Origin of the sequence: Guptibacillus hwajinpoensis, assembly GCF_001039475.1 — a bacterium.
Lineage (GTDB): Bacteria > Bacillota > Bacilli > Bacillales > Guptibacillaceae > Guptibacillus > Guptibacillus hwajinpoensis.
Window position 1 is genome coordinate 539,553 of record NZ_LELK01000004.1, and the last position, 22,935, is coordinate 562,487.

The window sequence follows — 22,935 nt, forward strand, 5'->3', positions numbered from 1 at the left end:
GTGGAATGGGGGTATTCAATATTTCTTGCTTTAATTGATTGGACGTTCCGTTTCTTTATCTAGACTTCTTGTTCTCACAGACTTCCTTTCAACCAGTTCAGTAGGAAGTTTGTAGTACCTTTCTACTTTCTCTAGTGAAAGTTGCTGGAAAATAAGGTGAACGGCAAGGGCACCTGCTTCGTATTTAGGTTGTTTGATCGTTGTGAGTGATGGTGAAACATATTCTGATAGCTGAATATCATCAAAGCCGATCACTGATATATCTTCTGGGACTGAAATTCGATTTTCTCTAAATGCTTGTATCCCACCAAGCGCCATTTCGTCGTTTGCATAGAAAGCAGCGGTTGGAAGGTTACCTTGAGCAATTAGCATTTTGGTTGCGCGGTAGCCGCCTTCGCGGGTGAAGTCGCCAGATATCTTCCACCTTGTTTGAAACCTTAATTCGTGATCCTTTAATGCCTGCTGAAATCCGTTATATCGCATTTCGTTATCGTGCGAGTCATAAGGTCCGCTAATATAGGCAATTTCCTGATGTCCGTTTTGAATAAGGTGCTCCGTTGCGATATAGCCACCTTGGGTATTATCGACTTCAACCTGAATAATGTGATCATTGTCTAGGTTTCGATCGAGAACGACAATTGGAAAGCCCTCTCTTGCTGATTCATGAATGATTTCATCAGTAATGTTATGCGCAAGAATGATGGCACCATCAACACGTTTTTCTTTTAAGAACTTCACTGCTGTTGATTGTGACCCACCTATTGAACTACAGGCAATTAAGTCGAAGCCATTTGTCATCGTAACTTCTTGAACACCCTTAATGAGTTCAGAATAATAGGGTCCTGAAAGGTCTTTAAGAATTAGAGCAATGGTATTCGTTTTGGTTCGCTTCAGATCTGAAGCAAAACCGTTTTTTTGATAGTTCAATTCTCTTGCGGCATCCTGTACCTTTTTAACTGTAGCAGGACTAACCTTTTTAATGTTATTCAAGGCATAGGAAGCCGTTGATACGGCGACGCCTGCCCGTTTTGCTACGTCCTTAATCGTTGCCATTTTCTCACATCCTCTAACTTGACAACTCATTTGTAAGTTTACATTTAGTTTACCTCTTATGGATGAAAATTGTCACTGTCCAGTGCTTTCCTAATGCCATTATTTCAGACCAGACATCGTAAATCCTTCGACGATATACTTTTGAAAAAAGGCGAAAATGATGACGATTGGCACAACCATGAAAGCAGCTCCAGCCATTTGAAGAGCGTAATTATTCGCATACTGCCCTTGAAGGAGGGAGAGTCCTACGGAAAGGGTGTAGAGACTTTCATCATTTGCAATAATAAGTGGCCAGAGGAAACTATTCCATGCGCCAATAAAGGTCAGTATCCCCTGAACTGCAAAGATTGGTTTGGCGATTGGGATAATGAGCTTAAAGAAAATATAGAATTCTCCTGCACCGTCAAGTCTTGCGGCTTCAATAAGGTCAGTCGGAATTGTGGTCATAAATTGCCTGAAAAGAAAAATACTGAAAGCCACAGCGAGACCTGGGAGTATGATTCCTGCCATTGTATTTGTTAATCCCATTTCATTTAATAAAAGGTACACTGGAATCATTGTTACCTGTGCTGGAATCATCATGGTAGCAAGGACGATATAGAATAACTTTTCCTTACCCTTAAATTTGAACTTCGCAAATCCATATCCGGCCATCGCATTTAATAGAAGGCCAATAAATGAGAAGAACACGATAATGAGCGTGTTTTTTAAATACACACCAAAGTTTAAGCTTAGAAACAAATTGATGTAGTTATCAAAGGTTGGATTACTAGGAATAAGTTGCGGTGGAATGTTGAGTACGTCACTTTCCTGTTTAAAGGAACTTGAAATCATCCATAGAAATGGAATTGAGACGAGAACGCCTCCAGCAATTAAAAATAAAGCTACCACCGGTTTTTCGATCTTTTGTAAAAAGGATCTTGACTCCATCTTTCTCACTCCGATCCTATTAAATTAATATTCTGTATCCGACTTACGTAGTTTGAACTGTACGAGAGTCGTGATGATAATGATGAGAAATAGAATAAATGAACCTGCTGCGGCATAACCGAATTCACTAAACTGAAACCCGTTCTTATAAATGAAGAGGGCAATAGAGATCGTACCATCTAATGGTCCACCATCAGTCATTACGAATGGCTCTTCGAAGAACTGCATCCAGCCGATTAAAGTTGTAACCGTTACGAAAAACGTTGCATATCGAAGGAGAGGGATGGTGACATTGAACAACACCTGAATCCGATTAGCTCCATCGATTCTTGCTGCTTCATAGTATGACTTAGGTATTCCTTGCAGAGCTGCTAGGAAAATGATCATGTTAATCCCAATGCCTTTCCAAACAGCAAGAATAATGAGCGATAATTTTGCTATCGTAGGGTCAGTTAACCAGGGAATTTTCTCTACTGAAAGCAAGGATAAAAGGTAGTTGAAGAGTCCATACTCTGTATTGTAGAGATAGCCCCAAACGACCGCTACTGCAATAATATTTGTAATAGAAGGCATATAATAAACAGCTCGGAAGAATGTAAAGAGTTTTGAAGTTCCGTAATTTAATAGAAGAGCAATGCCTAGTGAAAAAATAATGACGAGTGGTACGCCAATTAGGACATAGAAAACAGTATTAAAAATCGATTTATGAAATAGTTCGTCTGAGAAAAGATCTACATAATTCTCAAAGCCTATGAATTGAATATTTGACCAGTCAGCAAGCCCTTTTAAGTTTAGATCCGTAAAGCTAATAAAAAACGCAATTAGAATCGGAATAATGCTGAATACAACTAAAATAAGTACAGCAGGAGCGATGAACATTAGTCCGTGTTTTGCCTGGTTAGCATTCTTTATTATACTGCGCATGTTATCCCACCTATCTGAAGAAAGCTTTTCCTTCTATAAAACGGAGTACAGGCAGTTATCTGCCTGTTACTCCGTCTTGATTAGTCTTCTAGCATTTCGTTGGCTTTTTTGCTGAATTGGTCAAGCTCTTTATCTAAATCAGCGTCACCAACATTGATTCGTTCAATGGATGAGAGTAATTCTTGTGCCATTGCTTCAAATTCTTTCATTTGTGGTGCGCCTTTTGTATTCTCAAGCTGTTCACCTAATGTCGCGAGCATTTCGTCATCACTTAAAGCAGGATCTTCCCATGCTTTTACACGTGATGGAAGTGTGTTTGAAATCTCAAGCCATTCAAGTTGAGTATCAACTTCATTCATATAAGAAAGGTACTTCAGTGCTTCATCAACGTTTTCTGAGTTATGGAAAATAGAGAAGTTTGATCCGCCGATGCTGGAAGTGTTCGATTCCTTCTCAGGCATCACAGCAACATCCCATTTACCTTCAAGATCTGGAGCCTGGTCTTTAAGGATGTTGATCATCCATGGGCCACTGAAGAACATTGGTTTCTTGCCATCTTTGAAAGCTTGTACGATATCAACGCCGGCTGTTGTCTGACTGAGACCTTCATCAAAGTAGCTACTGTAATACTTCAGTGCTTCTCTAAACTCGGGGCTATCAAAATTCAGTTCTTTATTCTCAACGTCCATTTCATAACCATTCTGCCAAGCAAAGATAAATGGCGTTATTTGATCATTCATATCGATATCAAGTCCGTAATAATCATCGCCACGTTCCGATAAGGTAGTCGCTGCATCTTTCAATTCATCCCATGTAGCAGGAGGTTCTTCATATCCAGCTTCTTTTAAAAGATCTGTACGGTAGTATAGAACGCGTGTTTCCACGTACCATGGAACACCAACCACTTGATCATTAAATGTCATAGAATCAGCTGCACCTGCGAAATAATTCTCAGGTTTAAATTCAGGGTACTCTTCAAGATAGGATGAAAGATCAAGTAAAGCTCCAGCATCTGCAAACTCAGGCACCCACGTTGTTCCAAGTTGAACAACATCCGGTCCTTTTTGTGATGCAACGGCTGTTAACAGCTTGTCATGTGCATTCTCCCAGGGAATGGCTTGTACTTTCACTTTAATATCAGGGTTATCTTCTTCGAATTGTTTGCTAAGCTCACTAAGCTTCTTTCCTTCTTCCCCCATTGCCCATACCGTTATTTCCTTTGTTCCGTCTCCTGAACTGCTGTCTTCGTTTGAGCATGCCCCGAGAATCATTGAGATTGTAAGTAGGCAAACTGCTAAAAGCGCTGACGTTTTCTTCTTCATTTCGTTCCATCTCCTTTTAAAAAGCTTATTTTCATGATCACTACAGAGTTCCTTTTTTATTTCACATAACATCTTGCTCAAAGTATTGAAACGTTTCGATAACTCGATTATAATCAAACATGAATCCGCTTTCAACGTTTTTGTCAAAATAGTTTCAAAAATTTTAGTCAGACACTGATATAGCTGATTATAGTACTATTAACGAAAAATTATCTCTTTGACGAATAGAAATGTTCATGCATATAATCCAATTAAGATAAAATTGAAACGTTTCGATATATAGAAGGAGGCGCATTGAAATGGATCGTAGTGAGTTAATGAATTTACTTAATCAAATGACAATAGAAGAAAAAACAGCGCAGCTCATGCAGCTTGCGACACCTTTTTATAAAGGGGCAAAAGAAGCAGGCGAAATTACAGGTCCATTAGAGGAGCTCGATATCAATGAGGATCACGTCCGAAATAGTGGATCAGTTCTTGGAGCATCTGGTGCAGAAAATATACGAAATATCCAGAAAACCTATCTAGCAGAAAGTAGGCTTGGTATTCCTCTTCTTTTTATGTCAGATATTGTTCATGGATACAAAACGATATTTCCGGTTCCTCTTGCAATTGGTTGTTCATGGGATATGCAACTTGCTGAAGAGAGCGCGAGAATTGCAGCAAGAGAAGCGGCGGTCTCTGGCATACATGTCACATTCGCACCAATGGTTGATCTTGTGCGAGATCCGAGATGGGGTCGTGTCATGGAGTCTTCAGGAGAGGATCCACATTTAAATAGTGAATTTGCACGTGCCTTTGTAAAAGGCTTTCAAGGAGATGACTTAGGAAGCGACCTTGAGCGAGTGGCTGCCTGTGTGAAGCATTTCGCTGCATATGGAGCGGTGGAAGCGGGACGTGATTACAACTATGTTGATCTGTCAGAACGGGAGCTTCGTGAAACATACTTACCAGCTTATAAAGCAGCCCTTGACGAGGGGTGTGAGATGGTGATGACTGCCTTTAATACAGTTGATGGTATCCCGGCAAGTGGGAACAAGCGCTTGATGAAAGAATTACTTCGTGATGAATGGGGGTTTAATGGGGTTGTCATTTCGGACTGGGGTGCTATTAAGGAGCTTATTCCACATGGAGTTGCTGAGGACGAGCGTGAAGCTGCGTACAAGTCGATAATGGCCGGTGTAGATATCGAAATGATGACAACAACTTATGTACATCATTTGAGTTCACTCGTAAGAGATGGCGTAGTTTCAGAAGAAATCATTGATGAAGCAGTCCTTCGAATTTTGGAGTTGAAGCATAAGCTCGGTTTATTTGAAAATCCTTTCAGAGGTGCCGATCCTACGCTTGAGAAGGAAGTCGTTTTGTGTGAAAACCACCGTCTGACAGCTCGGAAATTAGCGCAGAAGTCAAGCGTTCTTCTAAAAAACGAGAACGTATTACCTCTCCAAAAAAGTCAGCGTGTTTCACTGATTGGACCTTTTGCAGAGAGCGATGATCTTCTTGGTCCATGGTCCTGGTTAGGCTCAGGGGAAGATGCAATTCTTCTAAAAGAAGGTCTATTATCCAAAATTTCTCCTAACCAACTCCAGATTGCTAAAGGGTGCGGTGTGGAAAGTGGGACGAAAGAAGAGCTTGCTTATGCAATAGAAGCTGCTAAGAACTCTGATGTTCTATTGCTTGCGCTTGGAGAGCGCTCCGATATGAGTGGTGAAGCAGGGTGCAGGGCTGATATTCGTCTTCCGCAGGTTCAACTAGAACTAATCGCTCGGTTAAAAGAGCTTAATAAACCAATCGTAGTGGTTCTATTTAATGGAAGGCCGCTTGATTTGCACGGGATTATTGAGGAAGCGGATGCGGTTCTGGAGGCTTGGTATCCGGGAACAGAAGGCGGTGCTGCGATTGCTGATTTGCTTTATGGTGATGCGAATCCATCCGGTCGATTGTCGATGTCATTTCCTTATTCGGTTGGGCAAGTGCCTGTTTATTACAATCACTTCAACACTGGTCGTCCCAAAGGTGCCCCTGATGCACAGGTTCGCTATGTATCACAATACCTTGATATCCCAAACGAGCCGCTTTTCCCATTTGGTTATGGTTTGAGTTATGCCTCGTTTTCTTACCATAATGCGTCTCTATCAACTACAAAAATGACGGAAGAGCTAGAGGTTCGTGTCACTGTTAAAAACACCGGTGTAGAAGGCGAAGAGGTTGTTCAACTTTATGTAAGAGATATCGCCGGAGATGTAGTGCGACCTATGAAAGAACTGAAAGATTTCAAGAAGATACTGCTGCGTCGCGGAGAAGAGAAGGAAGTATCGTTTACACTATCCGAGGAGCAGCTTCGTTACCATCATAGTGATTTATCATTTGAAAGTGATCCAGGAGCTTTCGTTGCCTATGTTGGTTCTAACAGTCGCGATGTTATTGAATTGCCTTTCCAATTAGTGAAATAAAGGGGATGTGTTAACTTGATTAAAACAGAGAGTGGTAAAAGGCGTTTGCATGTTGGTGATATGGAAGCTGTCTTTATGGATAGTGGTGATTTGTTTGAATTGCACTCTAAAACTACGATGATTAACCAAGTGCTTTCTAATTCAATTGACGGAGCGCTAAATAATATTTATTTACGAGTGTTTTCATCAAAGGGCATTCAAGCATACCCGATGATTGGTGTACATACGAATAGCACGGTGAAATTTGGGGAGAATCAAGTTGTTTGGACTGGTGAGGTAGCAAATGTGCGTTATGAAGTAACCTTCATACTTACAGAGCAAAAAGTATGGTTCTGGTCCATTACGTTAGAAGCTAACGACGTTGAAGTTGATGTTATTTATGGACAGGATCTCGGCCTTGCTGAGAAGGGGGCTGTAAGAACAAATGAAGCGTACATGTCTCAGTATATGGATCATGCTGTATTTCAAACAGACAATGGCTATGTTGTCTGTACACGACAAAATCAGCCACAACAGGATACATTTCCATACCTTCAGCAGGGATCATTGGGGAGAACATCCGGCTACTCAACAGATGGGTTTCAGTTCTTTGGTTTATCATATAAGGAAACGAACGAGCCAGAAGCATTGAAAAGCGATTCCCTTTCTAATGAAACGTATCAATACGAATTTGCTTATACTGCTCTACAATCCGAGCGGGTTACCTTAAATGGAGAGGAACAGTTTGTCTTTTACGGACTGTTTCAAGAAGATCATCCTGAAGCCGTAGAAAAGCGAGAGTTTGAAAGTGAGATTTTGGAAGCGTGGAATCAACTTGAAATCGAAGAAGAACTAGAAACAGCGAGAACTCCTGTCCGTTGTCTCACTGGCGATCCGGTTCATTCCCTCTCTATGACGGAAGAGGAAATCGAGACGTTATTTCCTAATCGCATACAAGAGGAGCGGGAGCAAGGGGAGTTATTATCCTTTTTCACCCCAACGTTTGAGCACATTGTGTTGAAGACAAAAGAAACTCTCGTCGAGCGTCCGCACGGGCATATTCTTATGTCAGGTGAAAACGACAGAATGAATGAGAATGTTATTTCTACGACAGCTTACATGTACGGCATTTTTAATTCTCAAATTTCGTTAGGAAACACATCTTTTCATAAAATGATGAGCAACGCACGCAATCCTCTTAACATTCTCAAAACATCGGGCCAACGGATTTATGTGGAGCTTGAAGGAACATACAGGTTGCTTGCTATGCCATCGATGTTTGAAATGGGCTTTAACTATGCACGGTGGTTTTACAAATTTGAGGACGATTTAATTGTTATAACAAACTTTACGACAGTTGATTCTACACAGGTACAGTTAGATGTAAGTTCTAAAAATGGTAAAGAGTATCGTTATCTCGTAACAAATCAGATCACAATGTCGAACCATGAATATGAAGGAACTTACAATGTTAGTCGTGATGGGAATCTCTTAACCTTTAGAAGTGGAGATGGTGCTGATAGTGTCAAAATGAATCCCGAGCTAGCTTATCATCTATACGTCTCAGGTGGCGACGTTTTAGTTGGAGATGAGCGTTTACTAGCTGATCATGTTGAGCCAGGATCTGCTTCACTATCGGTTTTAAAGATTAATGCAGATAAGGAATGGTCACTCTGTATTCAGGGTTCACGTGTTGGGGATTTTGAGCCTGATGAACGAGTTGCAGAACTTGAGATTGAGCGGTATCGGTTATTTTATCAAAATGTGATGAACGATTTTCAGCTTAGTCTTGAAGAGAATAACGCTGAACTGGACAGGGTAAATGCAGTTGCCTGGTGGTACACGCACAACATGCTCGTTCACTATTCTGTTCCAAGAGGGCTTGAGCAATATATTGGGGCAGCATGGGGAACACGTGACGTCTGCCAGGGGCCAATGGAGTATTTTATGGCAACTCAGCACTACGATACGGTGAAAGAAATCATCAAAACAGTGTATGCTCATCAGTACGAAAAGGATGGAAATTGGCCACAATGGTTTATGTTTGATGAGTATTCAACTGTCCAGCAGGCTGATAGTCATGGCGATGTCATCGTATGGCCGTTGAAAGTTGTTGGGGATTATATCGCAGCAACAGGCGATGTCGCTATTTTGGAAGAGAAGATACCATTTACTAGCCAGAAGGATTTCGTTTTGACAGATCACACCGACACATTACATGCTCATATTGAAAAGCAGATTACTTACATTAAAAAGAATTTTCTTCATCATACGCACCTCTCTTCTTACGGAGATGGGGACTGGGATGACACGCTCCAACCAGCCAACGCCCAGTTAAAGACTTATATGGTCAGTTCCTGGACGGTCGCCCTTACCTATCAGGCGGTGTTGAAGCTTTCGAAAGCTTTAGGGACGAAGGGGGAACTGGGTAAAGAGTTGAAAGAGCTTGCTGAAGGCATTCAGGAAGATTACAAGAAATTCATTCTAAACTCAGGTGTGTTGCCCGGATTTTTGTATATGGAGGATGAAAAAAATCCTGAGAAAATGTTGCACCCGGAAGATACGAAGACAGGCATCCAGTATAGGTTACTCCCAATGATTCGAGGGATGATTAGTGAGCTGTTGTCAGCGGAAGAAGCTGAGACGCATTATCAAATTATTAAAGAAAACCTCTATTGTCCAGATGGCGTGCGTCTCATGGACAAGCCTGCTAAATACGAAGGTGGAGTAAGCACCCATTTTAAAAGAGCGGAACAAGCCGCGAATTTTGGTAGGGAAATTGGACTTCAATATGTTCATGCTCATATTCGTTTTGTTGAAGCTATGGCGAAGTTGGGTAAAGAGGATGAAGTGTGGCAGGGTCTGCAGATCATCAATCCTGTTGGGATAACGGACGTTGTAACGAATGCAGAGAAACGTCAGAGCAATGCGTATTTCAGCAGTTCTGATGGTAAATTCAAAACTCGTTATGAAGCACAGGAACGGTTTGATGAACTAAGAAAAGGGACTGTTCCTGTAAAAGGTGGCTGGCGTATTTATTCGAGCGGCCCAGGAATTTATATGAATCAACTTATAACGAATACACTTGGTATTAGGCAAGAAGCAAAAGAAATGATTGTCGATCCGGTTCTCCCACAAAAACTAGATGGTTTAAAGTTCCGATATCGCTTTTGGAATAAGCCAATAACGTTTGTTTATCACCTGACAAAAGGGGAGCGACAAATTCTGGTTAACGGTGAGGAAGTCAAGGGAGTCGATGCTGAGAACCCATATCGTCAAGGTGGAGATGTGCTTCCTAAACATATGGTGGAAGAGCAATTGAATGATGAGTCAAATGTGATCGAGATTTGGAGATAGTCTTGGAGAATTGATCAAAACGTTTCGAAAAAAGGAGCCGCTGGGTAGCGGCTCCTTTTAATTAACGGTGCTATTTAATAGAAAACGTTTCTTTCTTTAATAAGTCTTCAGGGTTCTTTCCAATTTCATCTTGATGGAAGTAATCTTTAATGATGCCATCTTCTAAATAGTTAGCAATGGCAACCATCGACATTCCCTGATCAAGAGCTAGATAAGCTTGTGTCACTTCACCAGTTTTCACGTTAACAGAATCATAGAATCCGTATTTACCGTAAGCACCAAAGTCTTTCAATGTTTTCAAGTTTTTGTACACTTCTTTTGGAGCATAATCAAGTGCGAGAAACGTTGCGTGAGGCGTAACGATCGCTCCTTCTGCACTATAGCCGCTCATGCCAAGAGGAGTAGCGCCAAATTCCGAATAGTCATCTGGTGTTGCAGTGGGTGAAAGACCCCATGCACTGAAACCCATTTCTTCTGTCGCGTATTCAATCTGAATGTCCACATGACGCTTATTGTTAAGTCCAAGAGCATTCTTTCCAAGTTCTTTTTCCTTTAATACAAGCCCTGGCATTAATGCTTCGAACATGCTTCCGCCCCAACTAGGGACAAATTTCTGATCATTGTACGTATAGTGACCTTCAAACACATCGACACCATCGTAGGTCTCAGTGTATCCTTCTGGCTTTTGCGACTGCCAATCCCAGCTATCTGGCATCGTGCGGTACATCTTCCACCAGTGTTCTTCTGGAACATCGCCTTTCCCTATAGAGATATAACTAGCAACGCGTGGTTCTGTATAAAACGCGCCGTAATGATGTGCGGTTAAGCTCTCCGTTTTAACATCATAGCCTCCACGCATTTGCCCAACTTCTGGATCATAAAGAGTAGAATAATCCATCGCATCTACTAGCTTGCTTGTTTGGTCATTTAATTCCGGATAAGCCTGTCCAGCAACAATCAGTCCTGCAGATAGCCAACCGTTGTCAACGGTAGAAATGAATTCGCCCCAGTCTGTCATCAATGAACCGTCTTTCGTGTAGTACCAGTTATAAAAAAGGCCATGCCATTTCTCTGCCTCTTCTAATGTTTTAAGGCTTGTTTGAATACGAGACACAGCTTCTTCTCTTGAGATAAGTCCGATTTCTTCAGCTGAAACAGTGCTCATGAAATAGATTCCTATGTTGGTAGGCGAAGTGAAATCTTGAGGACTGATTTCACCATCTTCCATTCGAACAGCGTCATATGGAAGTCCCGTCTCTTCATTCGTAAAATCTTCAAAATATCGATATGTTTTCTTTGAAATCGCTTTCAATTGTTTAGAAAAAGCATGCTGCTTACCTTTAGAAAATTCATGAGCACCTGCGAATGATGGCAAAGCTCCACTTATAATTAACCCGAGAGCAAGGAACAGAAAAAAGAATTTCTTCATCAATGCACTTCCCTTCATAAATTAGTGAAACGTTTCGATTACTAGTATACAAAAAGAAAAGGTACCCGTAAACAGAAAGGAGAGGGAATGTCTGAATTTAGTGAAAACAGATCTATATACCTGAGTCTAAAGGAGGGTGAATCGCGCTTCGCGTTTCGCGGGTGACAGGCACCACCCGGTTTTTGGCACATCCAGTCATAATTTGTCGAGGTATTATTGAAGTGAGAGAATCTTCAGTTGGAGGCCCATTTTTATGATAGGATGACGTTAACAAAAACTTCCACCTATTAAGGAGTGATTCTATGAAATTCGATTACCATACACACCATGAACGTTGCGGGCATGCTCAGGATACGATTGAAGATTATATCCAAGCTGCGATCAAAAATGACTTACAGATGATAGGTATTTCTGACCACTCGCCGTTCTTTGCGAGTGAAAAAGATATGGCTATGCCGGGTATTGCGATGGCAAAGAGTGAATTTTCATCTTATGTTGAGGAAGTGTTGAAGCTTAAGGAAAAGTACCGAGGTAAAATAGAGGTGCTTCTTGGCGTTGAGTCAGACTTTTTTAGAGACCATCATCCACTGTACAAAAGCATTTACGATCAGTATCCTTTTGATTACATTATTGGGTCTGTTCATTTCAGTAACGAATCCAACATTTTCGATAAAAGAAGATGGGAGAACGTAACGGAGGAAGATGTTCGAAAGCAGAAGGAACATTATTACAAACTTATTGTAGAATCTGCTGAGAGCGGCGTGTTTGATATTCTTGGTCATATCGATGCGATGAAAGGGTTTTATCCAGATTTCACCAATGTGCATACACCAGAAGTGGAGAAAGCGTTGAAACGCCTTGGTGAAGTGGAGGCGACGATCGAAATCAATACGTCAGGTAAAAATAAAGATTGCGGTGGCTGGTATCCTGCGAATGACATGCTCGAGATGGCCTGTCACTATGGTGTTGGCGTGACGTTTGGATCTGATGCCCACTGGCCTACGCGTGTTGGAGATGAGTTTGAAGAAGTGCGTGATACGTTGAAGGAGATTGGATTCAAGAAATGGACAGTGTTTCGAGAGCGGAAGAAGGCGTTTGTTGAGTTGTAGAAAGAGGTGAAAGGTAGAGTTGGGGTCTGACCCCTCTCTGACCCCTACCCTAGGAGGTATGCTGAATGAGAAGGGTAATAATCGACTGTGATCCTGGTCATGACGATGCAATTTCAATCATTCTGGCGGCATCCAGTGACCGTATTCATATTGAAGGAATTACAACGGTAGCAGGTAATGTGGAGGTTGAGAAAACGACACTTAATGCATTAAGAGTTTGCGAATTGCTAGGACTAGATGTCCCTGTTGCTCGTGGAGCTGAACAGCCTCTTGTGAAAACACGAGAATTTGCGCCTGATATCCATGGGGATTCGGGATTGGAAGGTCCACAGCTTCCTGAAGTTCCAAAGAAAACAGCTATTGAACAGCACGCAGTCGATTTTATCATTGAAAAAGTGTTGAAGTCTGATGGAGAGATCACGCTCGTTCCAACGGGTCCACTCACCAATATTGCTCTAGCAATCCAAAAAGCACCGACGATTGTGGAGAAGATCAAGGAGATTGTATTGATGGGTGGCGGAACATTTGGAAACTGGACACCTACAGCCGAATTTAATATCTATGTGGATGCCGAAGCAGCGGAGATCGTCTTCAACTGTGGTGTTCCTGTAACGATGTTTGGGCTTGATGTCACTCATCAGGCAATTACAACTCCAGCTATTCTAGATAGAATTAATTCAATCGAAACTGGGGTTTCAGAATTTGTTAGAGACCTCCTCGTTTATTTTACGAAAACCTATAAAGAAGTCTTTGGCTTTGAAGGGGCCCCAATTCATGACGCATGTACGATTGCATACTTAATCGATGAATCCATCTTTGAGTTTGAGAAGGTTCGAGTTGATATTGAAACAAAGGGTGAGTACACATACGGCACAACCTGTGTTGATCGACTGCATGTGACTGGAAGAGAGCCGAATGTAAAGTTTGCGTATAGCCTTGATTTCGAAAAGTTTTGGGTGCTGCTTCTTAGTGCTTTGAAATAGGGGTCATGAAATAGGGGTCAGGTGCGTTACCGGTGATGGTACCGGTGACGTACCTGACCCCCCTCACAAACAAAAAGCTACTAAATGTCCGCGCTCACAGGACACTTAGTAGCTTTTTATCTATCTATAAACAAATAAAGAATACCATATGAACTTAGGCATGCAGCAAGAGACGGGTCCGAGCAAGCGAAGTAAGAATAACCGCGAGTGACAGGCACCACCCGGTTTTGGTCGAAGAATGTCGCAAGGATAAAGAGGGGTCAGGCACACGCCTGCCCCCTTTTATGTAACCCTCCTCTTTATCCATCTGATCCTCTTCATACGCACTTGACTAAAAATAAAAAATCTAATTTTTCAGTCAAAAGGTTGTAAAACGCTTACAATCATTTTATAATACAGATAAATCGATTTACTAAATCGGTTTAGTAAACTATATAAAGATATGGAGATTGAATAATGAAACCTGTAACGATGGCAGATGTAGCACGCAAAGCACAAGTATCTAAGAGTACCGTTTCTCAATATTTGAATAAACGGTATGACTATATGAGTGAACAGACGAAAGTAAGAGTTGAAGAAGCCATTAGTGAACTTGGTTATCAACCAAACATTGTGGCAAGAAGCTTAAAGCAAAAATCCACGAAAACGATAGGGGTTATTGTTGCCAACATCCTTCATACATTTTCTACAGAAGTGAGTAGAGCAATAGAAGATGTGTGTCATGGTGAAGATTTTCATACAATTATTTGTAATGCAGATGACGATCCTGTTAAAGAAAAGCGTTATATTGAAATGCTTCGTGCTAAACAGGTAGACGGTTTGATCGTCTTTCCGACTGGTGATAATCGCGACCTGTACAAAAAGATGTTGGATGAGCAGTATCCTCTAGTATTTTTAGACCGTTCCGTTCCGGATATTCCTGCATCTTCTATTATGTTGAACAATGAAAAAGCTATTGAATTAGCAGTTGATCATTTTGTTCAGAAAGGCAACGAGCGTATCGCGATCATGACGACTTCGTTCATAGATAAGGTCACACCACGATATGAAAGAGTTGAGGGTTATAAAAAAGCGTTGCGCAATAGAAACATTGAAGTGAATGAAGAGTACATTCAATGTGTCGATCCCGAAATCATTCCGTTAACTCTTAAGCAAATGTTGGCGCTATCTACTCCACCAGATTGCATTATTGCAGGAAATGATTTTGTCCTAAAAGAAATTCTCCGCTTCTCAAAACAAGAGTCTTTAAGTATCCCAGAAGATTTGTCGGTGATCGGAATTGATGATGTACCTTATGCAAGTTTTTACAATCCATCCATTACGACTGTAGCTCAGCCGACTTTTAAAATGGGGAAAATGGCAGCTGAACTTTTGCTAGAAAAAATTAAGAAAAAACAGGTACAGGATGATCTATCAGAATATCGATTTGAGCCAACATTAATGGTGAGAGAATCAGTGAACTAATTAGAAGGGGGACCAGGTATGAAAATAGATGTTGTAACAATTGGTGATGCGATGATCACATTTGATCCGTCACATCACGGCCCGATGAGATATGCATCCACCTTTGAACGGAAAGCAGGAGGTGCTGAATTTAATTTCGCAATTGGGTGCGCGAGGCTCGGGTTACAAACAGCCTGGATTAGTAGATTAGGAAATGATGAGTTTGGAAAATATATTCGCAATTTTGCGAGAGGAGAGGGGATTGATGTTTCTGGTGTACAGCTGCTAAATCACTATTCTACCTCAATAAATTTCAAGGAAATAAGAGAGGACGGAAGCGGTAAAACGTTCTACTACCGTCATCATTCTCCTACGGAAGCGCTGACGGAAACTACTCTTGATGAACTCACTTTAAGAAATTGCAAACTGTTACATATTACAGGTGTTTTCGCTGCAATTAATCCTGATAAAAACATTCCCCTTCTCAAACGAGCTGCTACAATCGCGAAAGATAATGGTGCGATGATTACATGTGATCCTAATATTCGTTTGAAATTGTGGTCATCTGAAGAAGCAAAAAGAGGCTTAACAGAGCTTCTTCCTTATGTAGATGTTTTGCTTACTGGCGAAGATGAGGCTGAATTGCTTTTTGATGTCCATGATCCTAGTCAAATTGCTCAGGCTTGTCAAAAGTATGATATCTCCACTATTGCGATAAAAAAAGGTGAAAACGGTGCTAGCGCCATTCGAAATGGTGAACTTGTTCATTCGTCTGCCATTCCGCCGAAGAAAGTAGTGGATACAGTAGGAGCGGGAGACGGATTTGATGCCGGGTTTGCTTATGGATTACTAAATGGCTGGACTCTTGAAAGAACCCTTAAGTTCTCTAATGCCATTGGTTCTTTGGTAGTAAGTGTATATGGCGATAATGAAGGGTTGCCAGAGCTTGGTGAAGTGCTTACTAAGCTTGGAGAAAGAGATTTTATTGAGAGGTGAATAAGGTGAAACTTCAATTGGCCTTGGACAGGCTTTCGCATGACGAGTGTTTAGACATTCTTACTGAGACCTCTGAATCCATTGATTGGATTGAGATAGGATCAGGAGTTATAAAAGAATATGGCATGTCGATTGTAAAAGAAATTAGAAGGACATTTCCTGAAACACCTATCGTAACAGATATGAAAACCTGTGACGCAGGCAAATATGAAGCGGCTCAGGCCTTTCAAGCGGGCGCTAACATTACGACTGTTATGGCTTTCGCGTCAGATCAAACCATTTCAGACATGTTGAATGTAGCTTTAGAACATGAAGGTAGAGTGATGGTTGATTTATTGGGCGTCACTTCGAAACAGCGGATTACACAACTTCAAGAACTTGGAGTAGATCTGGTTAGCCTTCATTTCGGAAAAGACATGCAGCAGAATGGGAACATCACCGGAGATATCTTTGAACTTGTTAATGGTATTTCTGGGTTAGAGGTCGCTGTTGCTGGTGGAATTACGCTTGATTCTCTTCCAAATATCCTTTCTTACGACCCCACTACCTTAATCGTTGGTGGAGGTATTACGAAACAGAACAATCGTAAACTAGCTGCTGCACAACTAAAGGAGGCGATTCAGAAGTATGAAAGAAGTGATTCGAACAGTCGTTCATGAAATACAACAGGTGTTAACAGAAGTGAATGACGATCAAGCGAGGCAGCTCTCATTCTACATAGAGGATGCGAATCGAATATTTGTAACTGGTGAAGGACGTTCTGGACTGATGGGAAAGGCATTTGCCATGAGATTAATGCACGGTGGATATGATGTGTATGTGACTGGGGAAACGATCACTCCAAATATCGAAAAAGGGGATTTGCTAATTGCTATCTCTGGTTCAGGTTCAACTACGTCAATTTGTTATTTTGCTAAAAGAGCAAAAGAGAGTGGTGCGTGCGTTTCAGCTATTACAACAAATAAGCACTCCAAGTTAGCTGAAATAAGTGATCATTTCCTAATCGTTCCTGCAGCTACGAAAAAAAGACTACCAGAAGAGCCTGATACGATTCAACCGTTAGGAAATCAATTTGATCAATCTCTACATTTATTATTGGATGCCATTATTATCTACACAGTCAAACAATCAAAGACTGCAGATCAAGCGAAAATGACCGCCAAGCATGCAAATATGGAATAGGGGTGTATGAATGACTAGCTTGCAAAAGGTACAAGAAGCAAAAATTATACCTGTTATCAGGAAGGCGAACAATACTAATATTATCCCGATAGCTCAGTCTTTGTTTGAGGGTGGTATTAAAGCAATTGAGATCACAGCAGAAACGCCAGAGGTTGAAAAACTAATTAGAAATGTTAGAGACAATATTGAGGGATTATTAGTAGGTGCAGGAACAGTATTAGACGGTGAAACCGCAAGAGCAGTTATTATGGCAGGTGCTCAGTTTATCGTTTCGCCTACGGTTAATGTAAGCACAGTTAAGATCGCAAACAGATATGGAGTCCCTTGCATAATGGGTGCCATGACTCCAACGGAAATGGTGACAGCTTATGATGCGGGAGCGGATATGGTGAAAGTTTTCCCAGCCAACAGCATGGGACCAGGGTATCTTAAAAATATTCTTGGACCACTTCCTCAAATTCAAATCATGGCAACGGGTGGAATTGATAAGGAAAATATGTTGGATTATTTCAATGCAGGAGCTAAGGTTGTTGGGATTGGGAGTCAGCTTGTTAAACCTGATCAGTTATCAACAAAAGAAGACTTTGAGAGTTTAAAAGAGTTGGCAAGGCAATATGTTGACAAAGCGGAATCGAATAAAAGCAGAATTTTTGAAAGCGAATTCACTAAATAAAGGGGGACTTTTTATGAAGTATGTAGCGACTTTATTGTTAGTCTTGGTTTTATCACTCGGCGTTTTAGCAGGGTGTGGGAATAGTGAGGATGCTGGAGCGAACGAAGACGGTAAGATCAAAATCATTGCGGCGCATAACCAAACATCACCAGAAAACCCGTACCAATATGGCATGAAAGAATTTAAGAAAGTAGCGGAAGAAAATAGCGATGGAAGTATAGAAGTAGAAGTACATGCAGGAACTTTAGGGACAAGTGAATCAGAACTCGTTGAAAAGCTTAAACTCGGCGGAGCAGACGTTGTGCTAGTGTCTCCTGGATTTATGTCGAAAACAGGTATTAAAGAGATTGATTTATTCGCCATGCCTTACGTATTTGATAGTTATGAGCATTGGGAGAAAGCGGTGGATGGAGAAGTAGGCGATCAGATTGCTGAAACGATTAATGAAAAGTCCGAGAATACTTTTAAAGTACTAGGTTATTGGACTGCAGGCGTTCGTCACTATTATGGTAAAGAACCGCTAAACACCATGTCAGATATTAAAGGTATGAAGTTCCGTACCCAAACTTCCGGAGCAATCGCAGACTATTGGGAAGAAACAGGTGCAGTTCCAACATCTGTAGCCTGGGGAGAATTGTACCAAGCTTTACAACAGGGTGTAGTGGACGCTTCTGAAAATGCTTATCCTTATTTTGTTCAGCAAAATCACCACAAAACTGAAAATGGAAAGTACATCACAGAAACAGCTCATGACTACACCACTCGCTTATTACTGATCAATGGGGAGAAATTCGATACTTATACAGACGAACAAAAAGATGCTGTACTACAAGCAGCAGAAGCTTCAGTAACGAAAGAAATTGAAGTTCTTCACAAGCAAGAAGAAGAGTACAAACAAAAAGCGGTGGATGAAGGGGCAGAAGTGAATGAAATTGATCGCGAACCTTTCATTGAATTAGCAAAACCCATTCAGGACAAAACTGCAGAAGAAATTGGTGCGACAGAGTTATTGGAGAAAATCCGTGATCTGAAATAAGTAAAGAATAGAGAGGCGAGGGTATGATTCTATGCCTTCGCCCTTAATTTAATCGCTCGTCTCAGGTTTTTGGAAAGGGGAACTCGGTGTGCTTATTAAGTTGCTTGAGAGAATTCAATTAACTATCGGTGTATTGTTTCTTGTTGTCTTTTTTATCACGATTGTGATTCAAGTTATTACTCGATATATGGGGATTTCAGCCATTTGGACAGAGGAAGTTGCGACGTATTCCTTTATTTGGGCTGTGTTTATGGGAGCTTCTGTGATGCTTAATAGAAGAGAACATTTTAAATTTGATCTTTTATTGAACAAGTTAAAAGGAAAAAGCAAAAATAGCTTGTTTCTCGTGAATGACTTAATTCTCTTACTCTTTAGTATCGGATTATTGTACTTAGGGATCGAAGCGGTTCAAAATTTTTGGAACTACACCTGGGTATCTATACCAGAACTGAAAATGGGATATGTATGGATCTCCATCCCAATTATGGGTGGGACGATGGTTATTTATACATTTGCACACATTCTTCGTAATGTAAGGAATTTCTCCAAAAAGGAGGTCGCAGAATGATTGGTCTTCTGTTAGTTGGTTTATTCATAATCTTAATGATTCTAGGCATTCCAATTGCATTCGTCATTGGAATTGTTGCTCTTCTAGGAATTATGAATGTTCCTTATATACCTGAAGTAACTGTACCTGTTAAAATGCTAAACGGTCTCGATTCATTTGTTTTACTGGCAGTTCCGCTGTTTATATTAGCAGCAAACTTGATGAATAGCGGTCAAATCTCACAAAAGTTAATTGACTTAGCGCTGGCGATTGTAGGACATATCCGAGGCGGATTAGCACATGCCAATATTCTAGTATCCATGCTTTTTGCAGGAGTTTCAGGTGCTGCTCAAGCTGATACGGCTGGAGTGGGGAAGATTTTAATCCCTAATATGAAGAAACAGGGATATGACACTGAAACAGCCGTTGGTATTACAGCCGCTTCATCTACGATTGGAGTTATCATTCCTCCAAGTATTCCAATGATTATCTTTGCAGGACTAACAAATGTATCAGTTGGTGCTTTGTTCTTAGTTGGTATCATTCCTGGCATTTTAGTTGGCATCGGCATGATGGTCTTAGTTTATATTCTAGCTAGGAAAAGAGGGTATCCAACCTACCAAAAAGCTTCTATGAAAAATTTCATGAAACAGTTTATTGGAACAATACCAGCCCTAATGACACCAGTTATTTTAATTGGAGGAATCATTACAGGTATTTTCACAGCAACTGAAGCAGCTGCATTTGCTTCACTTTATACAGTCATCATTGGCGTTTTTTATTACAAAACACTTAAAATAAAAGATTTTCCTAAAATTCTAGTCGATACACTAACACTTAGTTCTTTGTCTCTATTTGCTTTAGCGGCAGCAAATGCTTTAGGAGAATTGATGAGTTATTATCAATTATCATTATGGGCTGAACAATTTTTTGCTAATAACATTGATAGCAAATGGATTTTTCTTTTGATCATCATTGCTTTCTTCCTATTCGTAGGGACATTTATGGATGCTATTCCAGCCATGATATTATTTATCCCAGTCATACTTCCAGTTGCGATCGGTTTCGAGATTGACCCTATCTTATTAGGGATAGTGACGATCATGACATTAGCAGTTGGACTAGTAACACCCCCTTATGGATTGTGTTTACTCCTAGCTGCCAAAATAGGAAAGTTACCAGTCGAACGTTCATTAGGAGCCGTAATGCCGTATATCGCAATCGTACTCGTAGTACTGCTAGTCGTTGCCTTTATTCCTGATGTCGCTTTTTATCTACCAAAAGTGATTAATCCTAATTTATTCTAAAGGCTCTTTTGGTAAATATTGTTGCTGAAAGAGTATGTCAATTTCCCCTCCAGAATGCTCGCTTTCCGTGAGGCGGGCGGTGAGCCTCCTCGTCGCGAGGTCTCACCTGTCCCGCTAGTCCCGCAGGAGTCGAGCGTGAAGTCAGGTTCTTTTAAAAAAATCCTTCTAAAAGCAACAATCTTTTAGAAAAGAGCCATTCTAAAAAACGTAGTGGGGTCAGGCACCAGTCTGACCCCACTACGTTTTTTACTCATTAATCAAACGTTTGTTTAACGACTTATCGTCTACTTTTTGAAACAATGCTTCAAACCCCGTTTCAAAACAGAAACATAATACTTCAAATTCCTTCCAAAGACCTGGGTAGATGGATGCGTAAATCCAGTGGTTTTTTCTATATACGTGACAATAGTGGTATAGACGACTATATTGGATCGAGTTACACTTTGGTAAGAATATTCTGTAAATTATTATGAGAGGAGACTTTACGTTTGGGACAAGTTTAAGCAAAAAGGAGGGCACTATGGGAAGAAAACCGCTGTCACTGTTGCTTTCAACTGTACTTGGAATGTCTTTATTAGCTCCGTCCGGATTAGCTGCTCCAGGTCCGACAATTGAAGAAAAAGGTAAGGTAAATCATCATCAAAAGCACAATCCATCCAACAAAGCCCATCCGAATTTTTCATGGGATAACCCAGGTCCTACATCACCGGTTCTTCACAAAGGGTCATTAAAAGGAGCTGGTATGCGGAAGCAACCTCTTCAGCAAATTGACGACATGCTTCAAAATGCCATTGACGAAAAGGTAATGCCAGGTGCAGTGGCCTTTGTCGCTCGAAGAGGTCATATTGTGAAAGAGGAAGCGTACGGATATTCAGCACGCTACACAGATGATGAATTCACTGAAATGAAGAACCCCATTCCAATGAGTAAGAATACGATTTTTGATCTTGCCTCGATTAGCAAACTTTTTACCACAACCGCTGCTATGAAACTGTTTGAAGAAGGAAAGTTTCAGCTTGATGATCCTGTCTCAACCTACATTCCTGAATTCGCTGCGAACGGAAAAGAAAGCGTTACGATTGAACAGCTCATGACGCATACGTCTGGATTTAAGCCGTGGATCCCTCTTTATACAGTTGATGGAAGCCGAGAAGATCGACTTCAATATGTTTTCAACTATCCACTACAGTCTGAGCCAGGTACAGCGTATACATACAGCGACCTTAACATGATCACGCTTGGTGCTCTTGTTGAGCGTTTATCAGGTATGCGACTCGATGAGTATGTGAAACAGGAAATCACAAAGCCTCTCAAAATGAACGATACGATGTACAATCCACCATCACATTTAAAAGAAAGAATTGCCGCAACGGAATATCAGCCGTGGACGAATCGAGGTCTTGTCTGGGGTGAGGTTCATGATGAAAGCGCCTGGTCACTTGAAGGTGTTGCGGGTCATGCAGGTGTCTTTTCCACCGCTTCAGATTTAGCAAAGTTCGCTCACATGTTTCTGTTGGAAGGGCGCTACGGTGGTACGCGCATCCTCGAACCTGAGACGGTTAAACTGTTAACTGAAAACCGTATTCCTGAATTTCCTGGTGATGATCATGGTCTTGGCTGGGAGCTTCAACAGGGATGGTTTATGGACGCTCTTTCTGGGAGTACGACGCTTGGACATACTGGTTATACAGGTACATCCATTGTTGTTAGCCCGACAAACCAAACGATCGCGATCTTATTAACAAACCGAGTGCACCCAACGCGAAACACGGTCTCAACTTCACCAACACGGCGTGAGTTTGCAAGAAAAGTTGCTGACGCGATTCCTGTTGCAATGGATAAGAAAGCGAATCCGTGGTTTGCGGGATACGGAGATAAACAGATGAAGCACCTTACTGCTGAAGTCGATGTTACGAAAGATACTGCTTTAACGTTTCATACATGGTATCGGATCGAGGAAGGCTATGATCTAGGGACTGTTGAGGTAACTGAGAATGGTAGTGAATGGACTGAAGTTGCAACGCTTACCGGAAGTAGTCTTGACTGGGAGCAAGAAGACGTTATCATTCCAGCAGGTACGACCGCCATTCGTTTTACCTACAGCACGGACGGATCTGTTAACAAACGCGGATGGTATGTCGATCAAGTCAAATTGAATGGAACGGATCTTCATTTTGAAAGTGATAAATGGATACAACGCTCATATTAA

General features: G+C 41.2%; 18 protein-coding genes. 13 read left to right on the forward strand and 5 right to left on the reverse strand.

Translation table 11 applies throughout. The features are described from left to right. Positions 1-30 precede the first annotated feature (30 nt). The 4 genes from AB986_RS13035 to AB986_RS13050 form a co-directional block, all read right to left on the reverse strand. Positions 31-1,053, reverse strand: coding sequence for a LacI family DNA-binding transcriptional regulator (locus tag AB986_RS13035; protein WP_048311553.1), 1,023 nt, complete (start codon positions 1,051-1,053; stop codon positions 31-33). A gap of 99 nt (positions 1,054-1,152) precedes the next feature. Then, positions 1,153-1,983, reverse strand: a complete 831-nt coding sequence (locus AB986_RS13040; RefSeq protein ID WP_048311554.1) for a carbohydrate ABC transporter permease — start codon at positions 1,981-1,983, stop codon at positions 1,153-1,155. 24 nt (positions 1,984-2,007) lie between these two features. Further along, on the reverse strand, positions 2,008-2,907 hold the full coding sequence (locus AB986_RS13045; protein WP_048311555.1) for a carbohydrate ABC transporter permease: 900 nt from the start codon (positions 2,905-2,907) through the stop codon (positions 2,008-2,010). Between the two features lie 80 nt (positions 2,908-2,987). Beyond that, on the reverse strand, positions 2,988-4,229 hold the full coding sequence (locus AB986_RS13050) for a sugar ABC transporter substrate-binding protein (protein WP_048311556.1): 1,242 nt from the start codon (positions 4,227-4,229) through the stop codon (positions 2,988-2,990). Between the two features lie 299 nt (positions 4,230-4,528). Between AB986_RS13050 and AB986_RS13055 the strand changes: the two genes are divergently transcribed. Both AB986_RS13055 and AB986_RS13060 read left to right on the forward strand, forming a co-directional pair. Beyond that, positions 4,529-6,685: a glycoside hydrolase family 3 N-terminal domain-containing protein gene (locus AB986_RS13055; RefSeq protein WP_048311557.1), complete on the forward strand. Its 2,157-nt coding sequence runs from the start codon at positions 4,529-4,531 to the stop codon at positions 6,683-6,685. 60 nt (positions 6,686-6,745) lie between these two features. Further along, positions 6,746-10,021: a GH36-type glycosyl hydrolase domain-containing protein gene (locus AB986_RS13060; RefSeq protein WP_048312867.1), complete on the forward strand. Its 3,276-nt coding sequence runs from the start codon at positions 6,746-6,748 to the stop codon at positions 10,019-10,021. A gap of 70 nt (positions 10,022-10,091) precedes the next feature. Here AB986_RS13060 and AB986_RS13065 read toward each other — a convergent pair whose 3' ends face one another. Next, positions 10,092-11,450, reverse strand: a complete 1,359-nt coding sequence (locus AB986_RS13065) for a glucoamylase family protein (protein WP_048311558.1) — start codon at positions 11,448-11,450, stop codon at positions 10,092-10,094. A 302-nt stretch (positions 11,451-11,752) separates the two neighbouring features. Here AB986_RS13065 and AB986_RS13070 point away from each other — a divergent pair, with 302 nt between their 5' ends. The 11 genes from AB986_RS13070 to AB986_RS13120 all read left to right on the forward strand — a co-directional run bounded on the left by AB986_RS13070 (position 11,753) and on the right by AB986_RS13120 (position 22,935). Further along, the gene (locus AB986_RS13070; protein ID WP_048311559.1) at positions 11,753-12,559 is read left to right on the forward strand and encodes a histidinol-phosphatase; all 807 of its coding nucleotides are present in this window, start codon (positions 11,753-11,755) and stop codon (positions 12,557-12,559) included. 65 nt (positions 12,560-12,624) lie between these two features. Beyond that, a complete protein-coding gene (locus AB986_RS13075; RefSeq protein WP_048311560.1) occupies positions 12,625-13,542 on the forward strand; it encodes a nucleoside hydrolase in 918 nt (305 codons plus the stop codon). A gap of 456 nt (positions 13,543-13,998) precedes the next feature. Next, positions 13,999-15,006 carry a LacI family DNA-binding transcriptional regulator gene (locus AB986_RS13080; RefSeq protein ID WP_048311561.1) on the forward strand — a complete coding sequence of 336 codons (1,008 nt, stop codon included), beginning with the start codon at positions 13,999-14,001 and terminating at the stop codon, positions 15,004-15,006. A gap of 18 nt (positions 15,007-15,024) precedes the next feature. Further along, complete coding sequence (locus tag AB986_RS13085; RefSeq protein WP_048311562.1) at positions 15,025-15,981, forward strand: sugar kinase; 957 nt, start codon at positions 15,025-15,027, stop codon at positions 15,979-15,981. Between the two features lie 5 nt (positions 15,982-15,986). Further along, positions 15,987-16,640: a 3-hexulose-6-phosphate synthase gene (gene hxlA, locus AB986_RS13090; RefSeq protein ID WP_048311563.1), complete on the forward strand. Its 654-nt coding sequence runs from the start codon at positions 15,987-15,989 to the stop codon at positions 16,638-16,640. Further along, positions 16,609-17,163 (forward strand): 6-phospho-3-hexuloisomerase, encoded by a 555-nt coding sequence (gene hxlB / locus AB986_RS13095; protein ID WP_048311564.1) that lies wholly within the window; start codon positions 16,609-16,611, stop codon positions 17,161-17,163. The genes hxlA and hxlB overlap by 32 nt, the downstream gene beginning before the upstream one ends. 10 nt (positions 17,164-17,173) lie before the next feature. Further along, positions 17,174-17,836, forward strand: a complete 663-nt coding sequence (locus AB986_RS13100; RefSeq protein ID WP_048311565.1) for a bifunctional 4-hydroxy-2-oxoglutarate aldolase/2-dehydro-3-deoxy-phosphogluconate aldolase — start codon at positions 17,174-17,176, stop codon at positions 17,834-17,836. A 13-nt stretch (positions 17,837-17,849) separates the two neighbouring features. Continuing rightward, positions 17,850-18,872, forward strand: coding sequence for a TRAP transporter substrate-binding protein (locus tag AB986_RS13105; protein ID WP_048311566.1), 1,023 nt, complete (start codon positions 17,850-17,852; stop codon positions 18,870-18,872). Positions 18,873-18,960: 88 nt separating this feature from the next. After that, positions 18,961-19,440 (forward strand): TRAP transporter small permease, encoded by a 480-nt coding sequence (locus AB986_RS13110; RefSeq protein WP_048311567.1) that lies wholly within the window; start codon positions 18,961-18,963, stop codon positions 19,438-19,440. Further along, positions 19,437-20,726 carry a TRAP transporter large permease gene (locus AB986_RS13115; RefSeq protein ID WP_201779280.1) on the forward strand — a complete coding sequence of 430 codons (1,290 nt, stop codon included), beginning with the start codon at positions 19,437-19,439 and terminating at the stop codon, positions 20,724-20,726. Before AB986_RS13110 ends, AB986_RS13115 begins: the two co-directional genes overlap by 4 nt. Positions 20,727-21,246: 520 nt before the next feature. Then, positions 21,247-22,935: a serine hydrolase domain-containing protein gene (locus tag AB986_RS13120; RefSeq protein WP_048311568.1), complete on the forward strand. Its 1,689-nt coding sequence runs from the start codon at positions 21,247-21,249 to the stop codon at positions 22,933-22,935.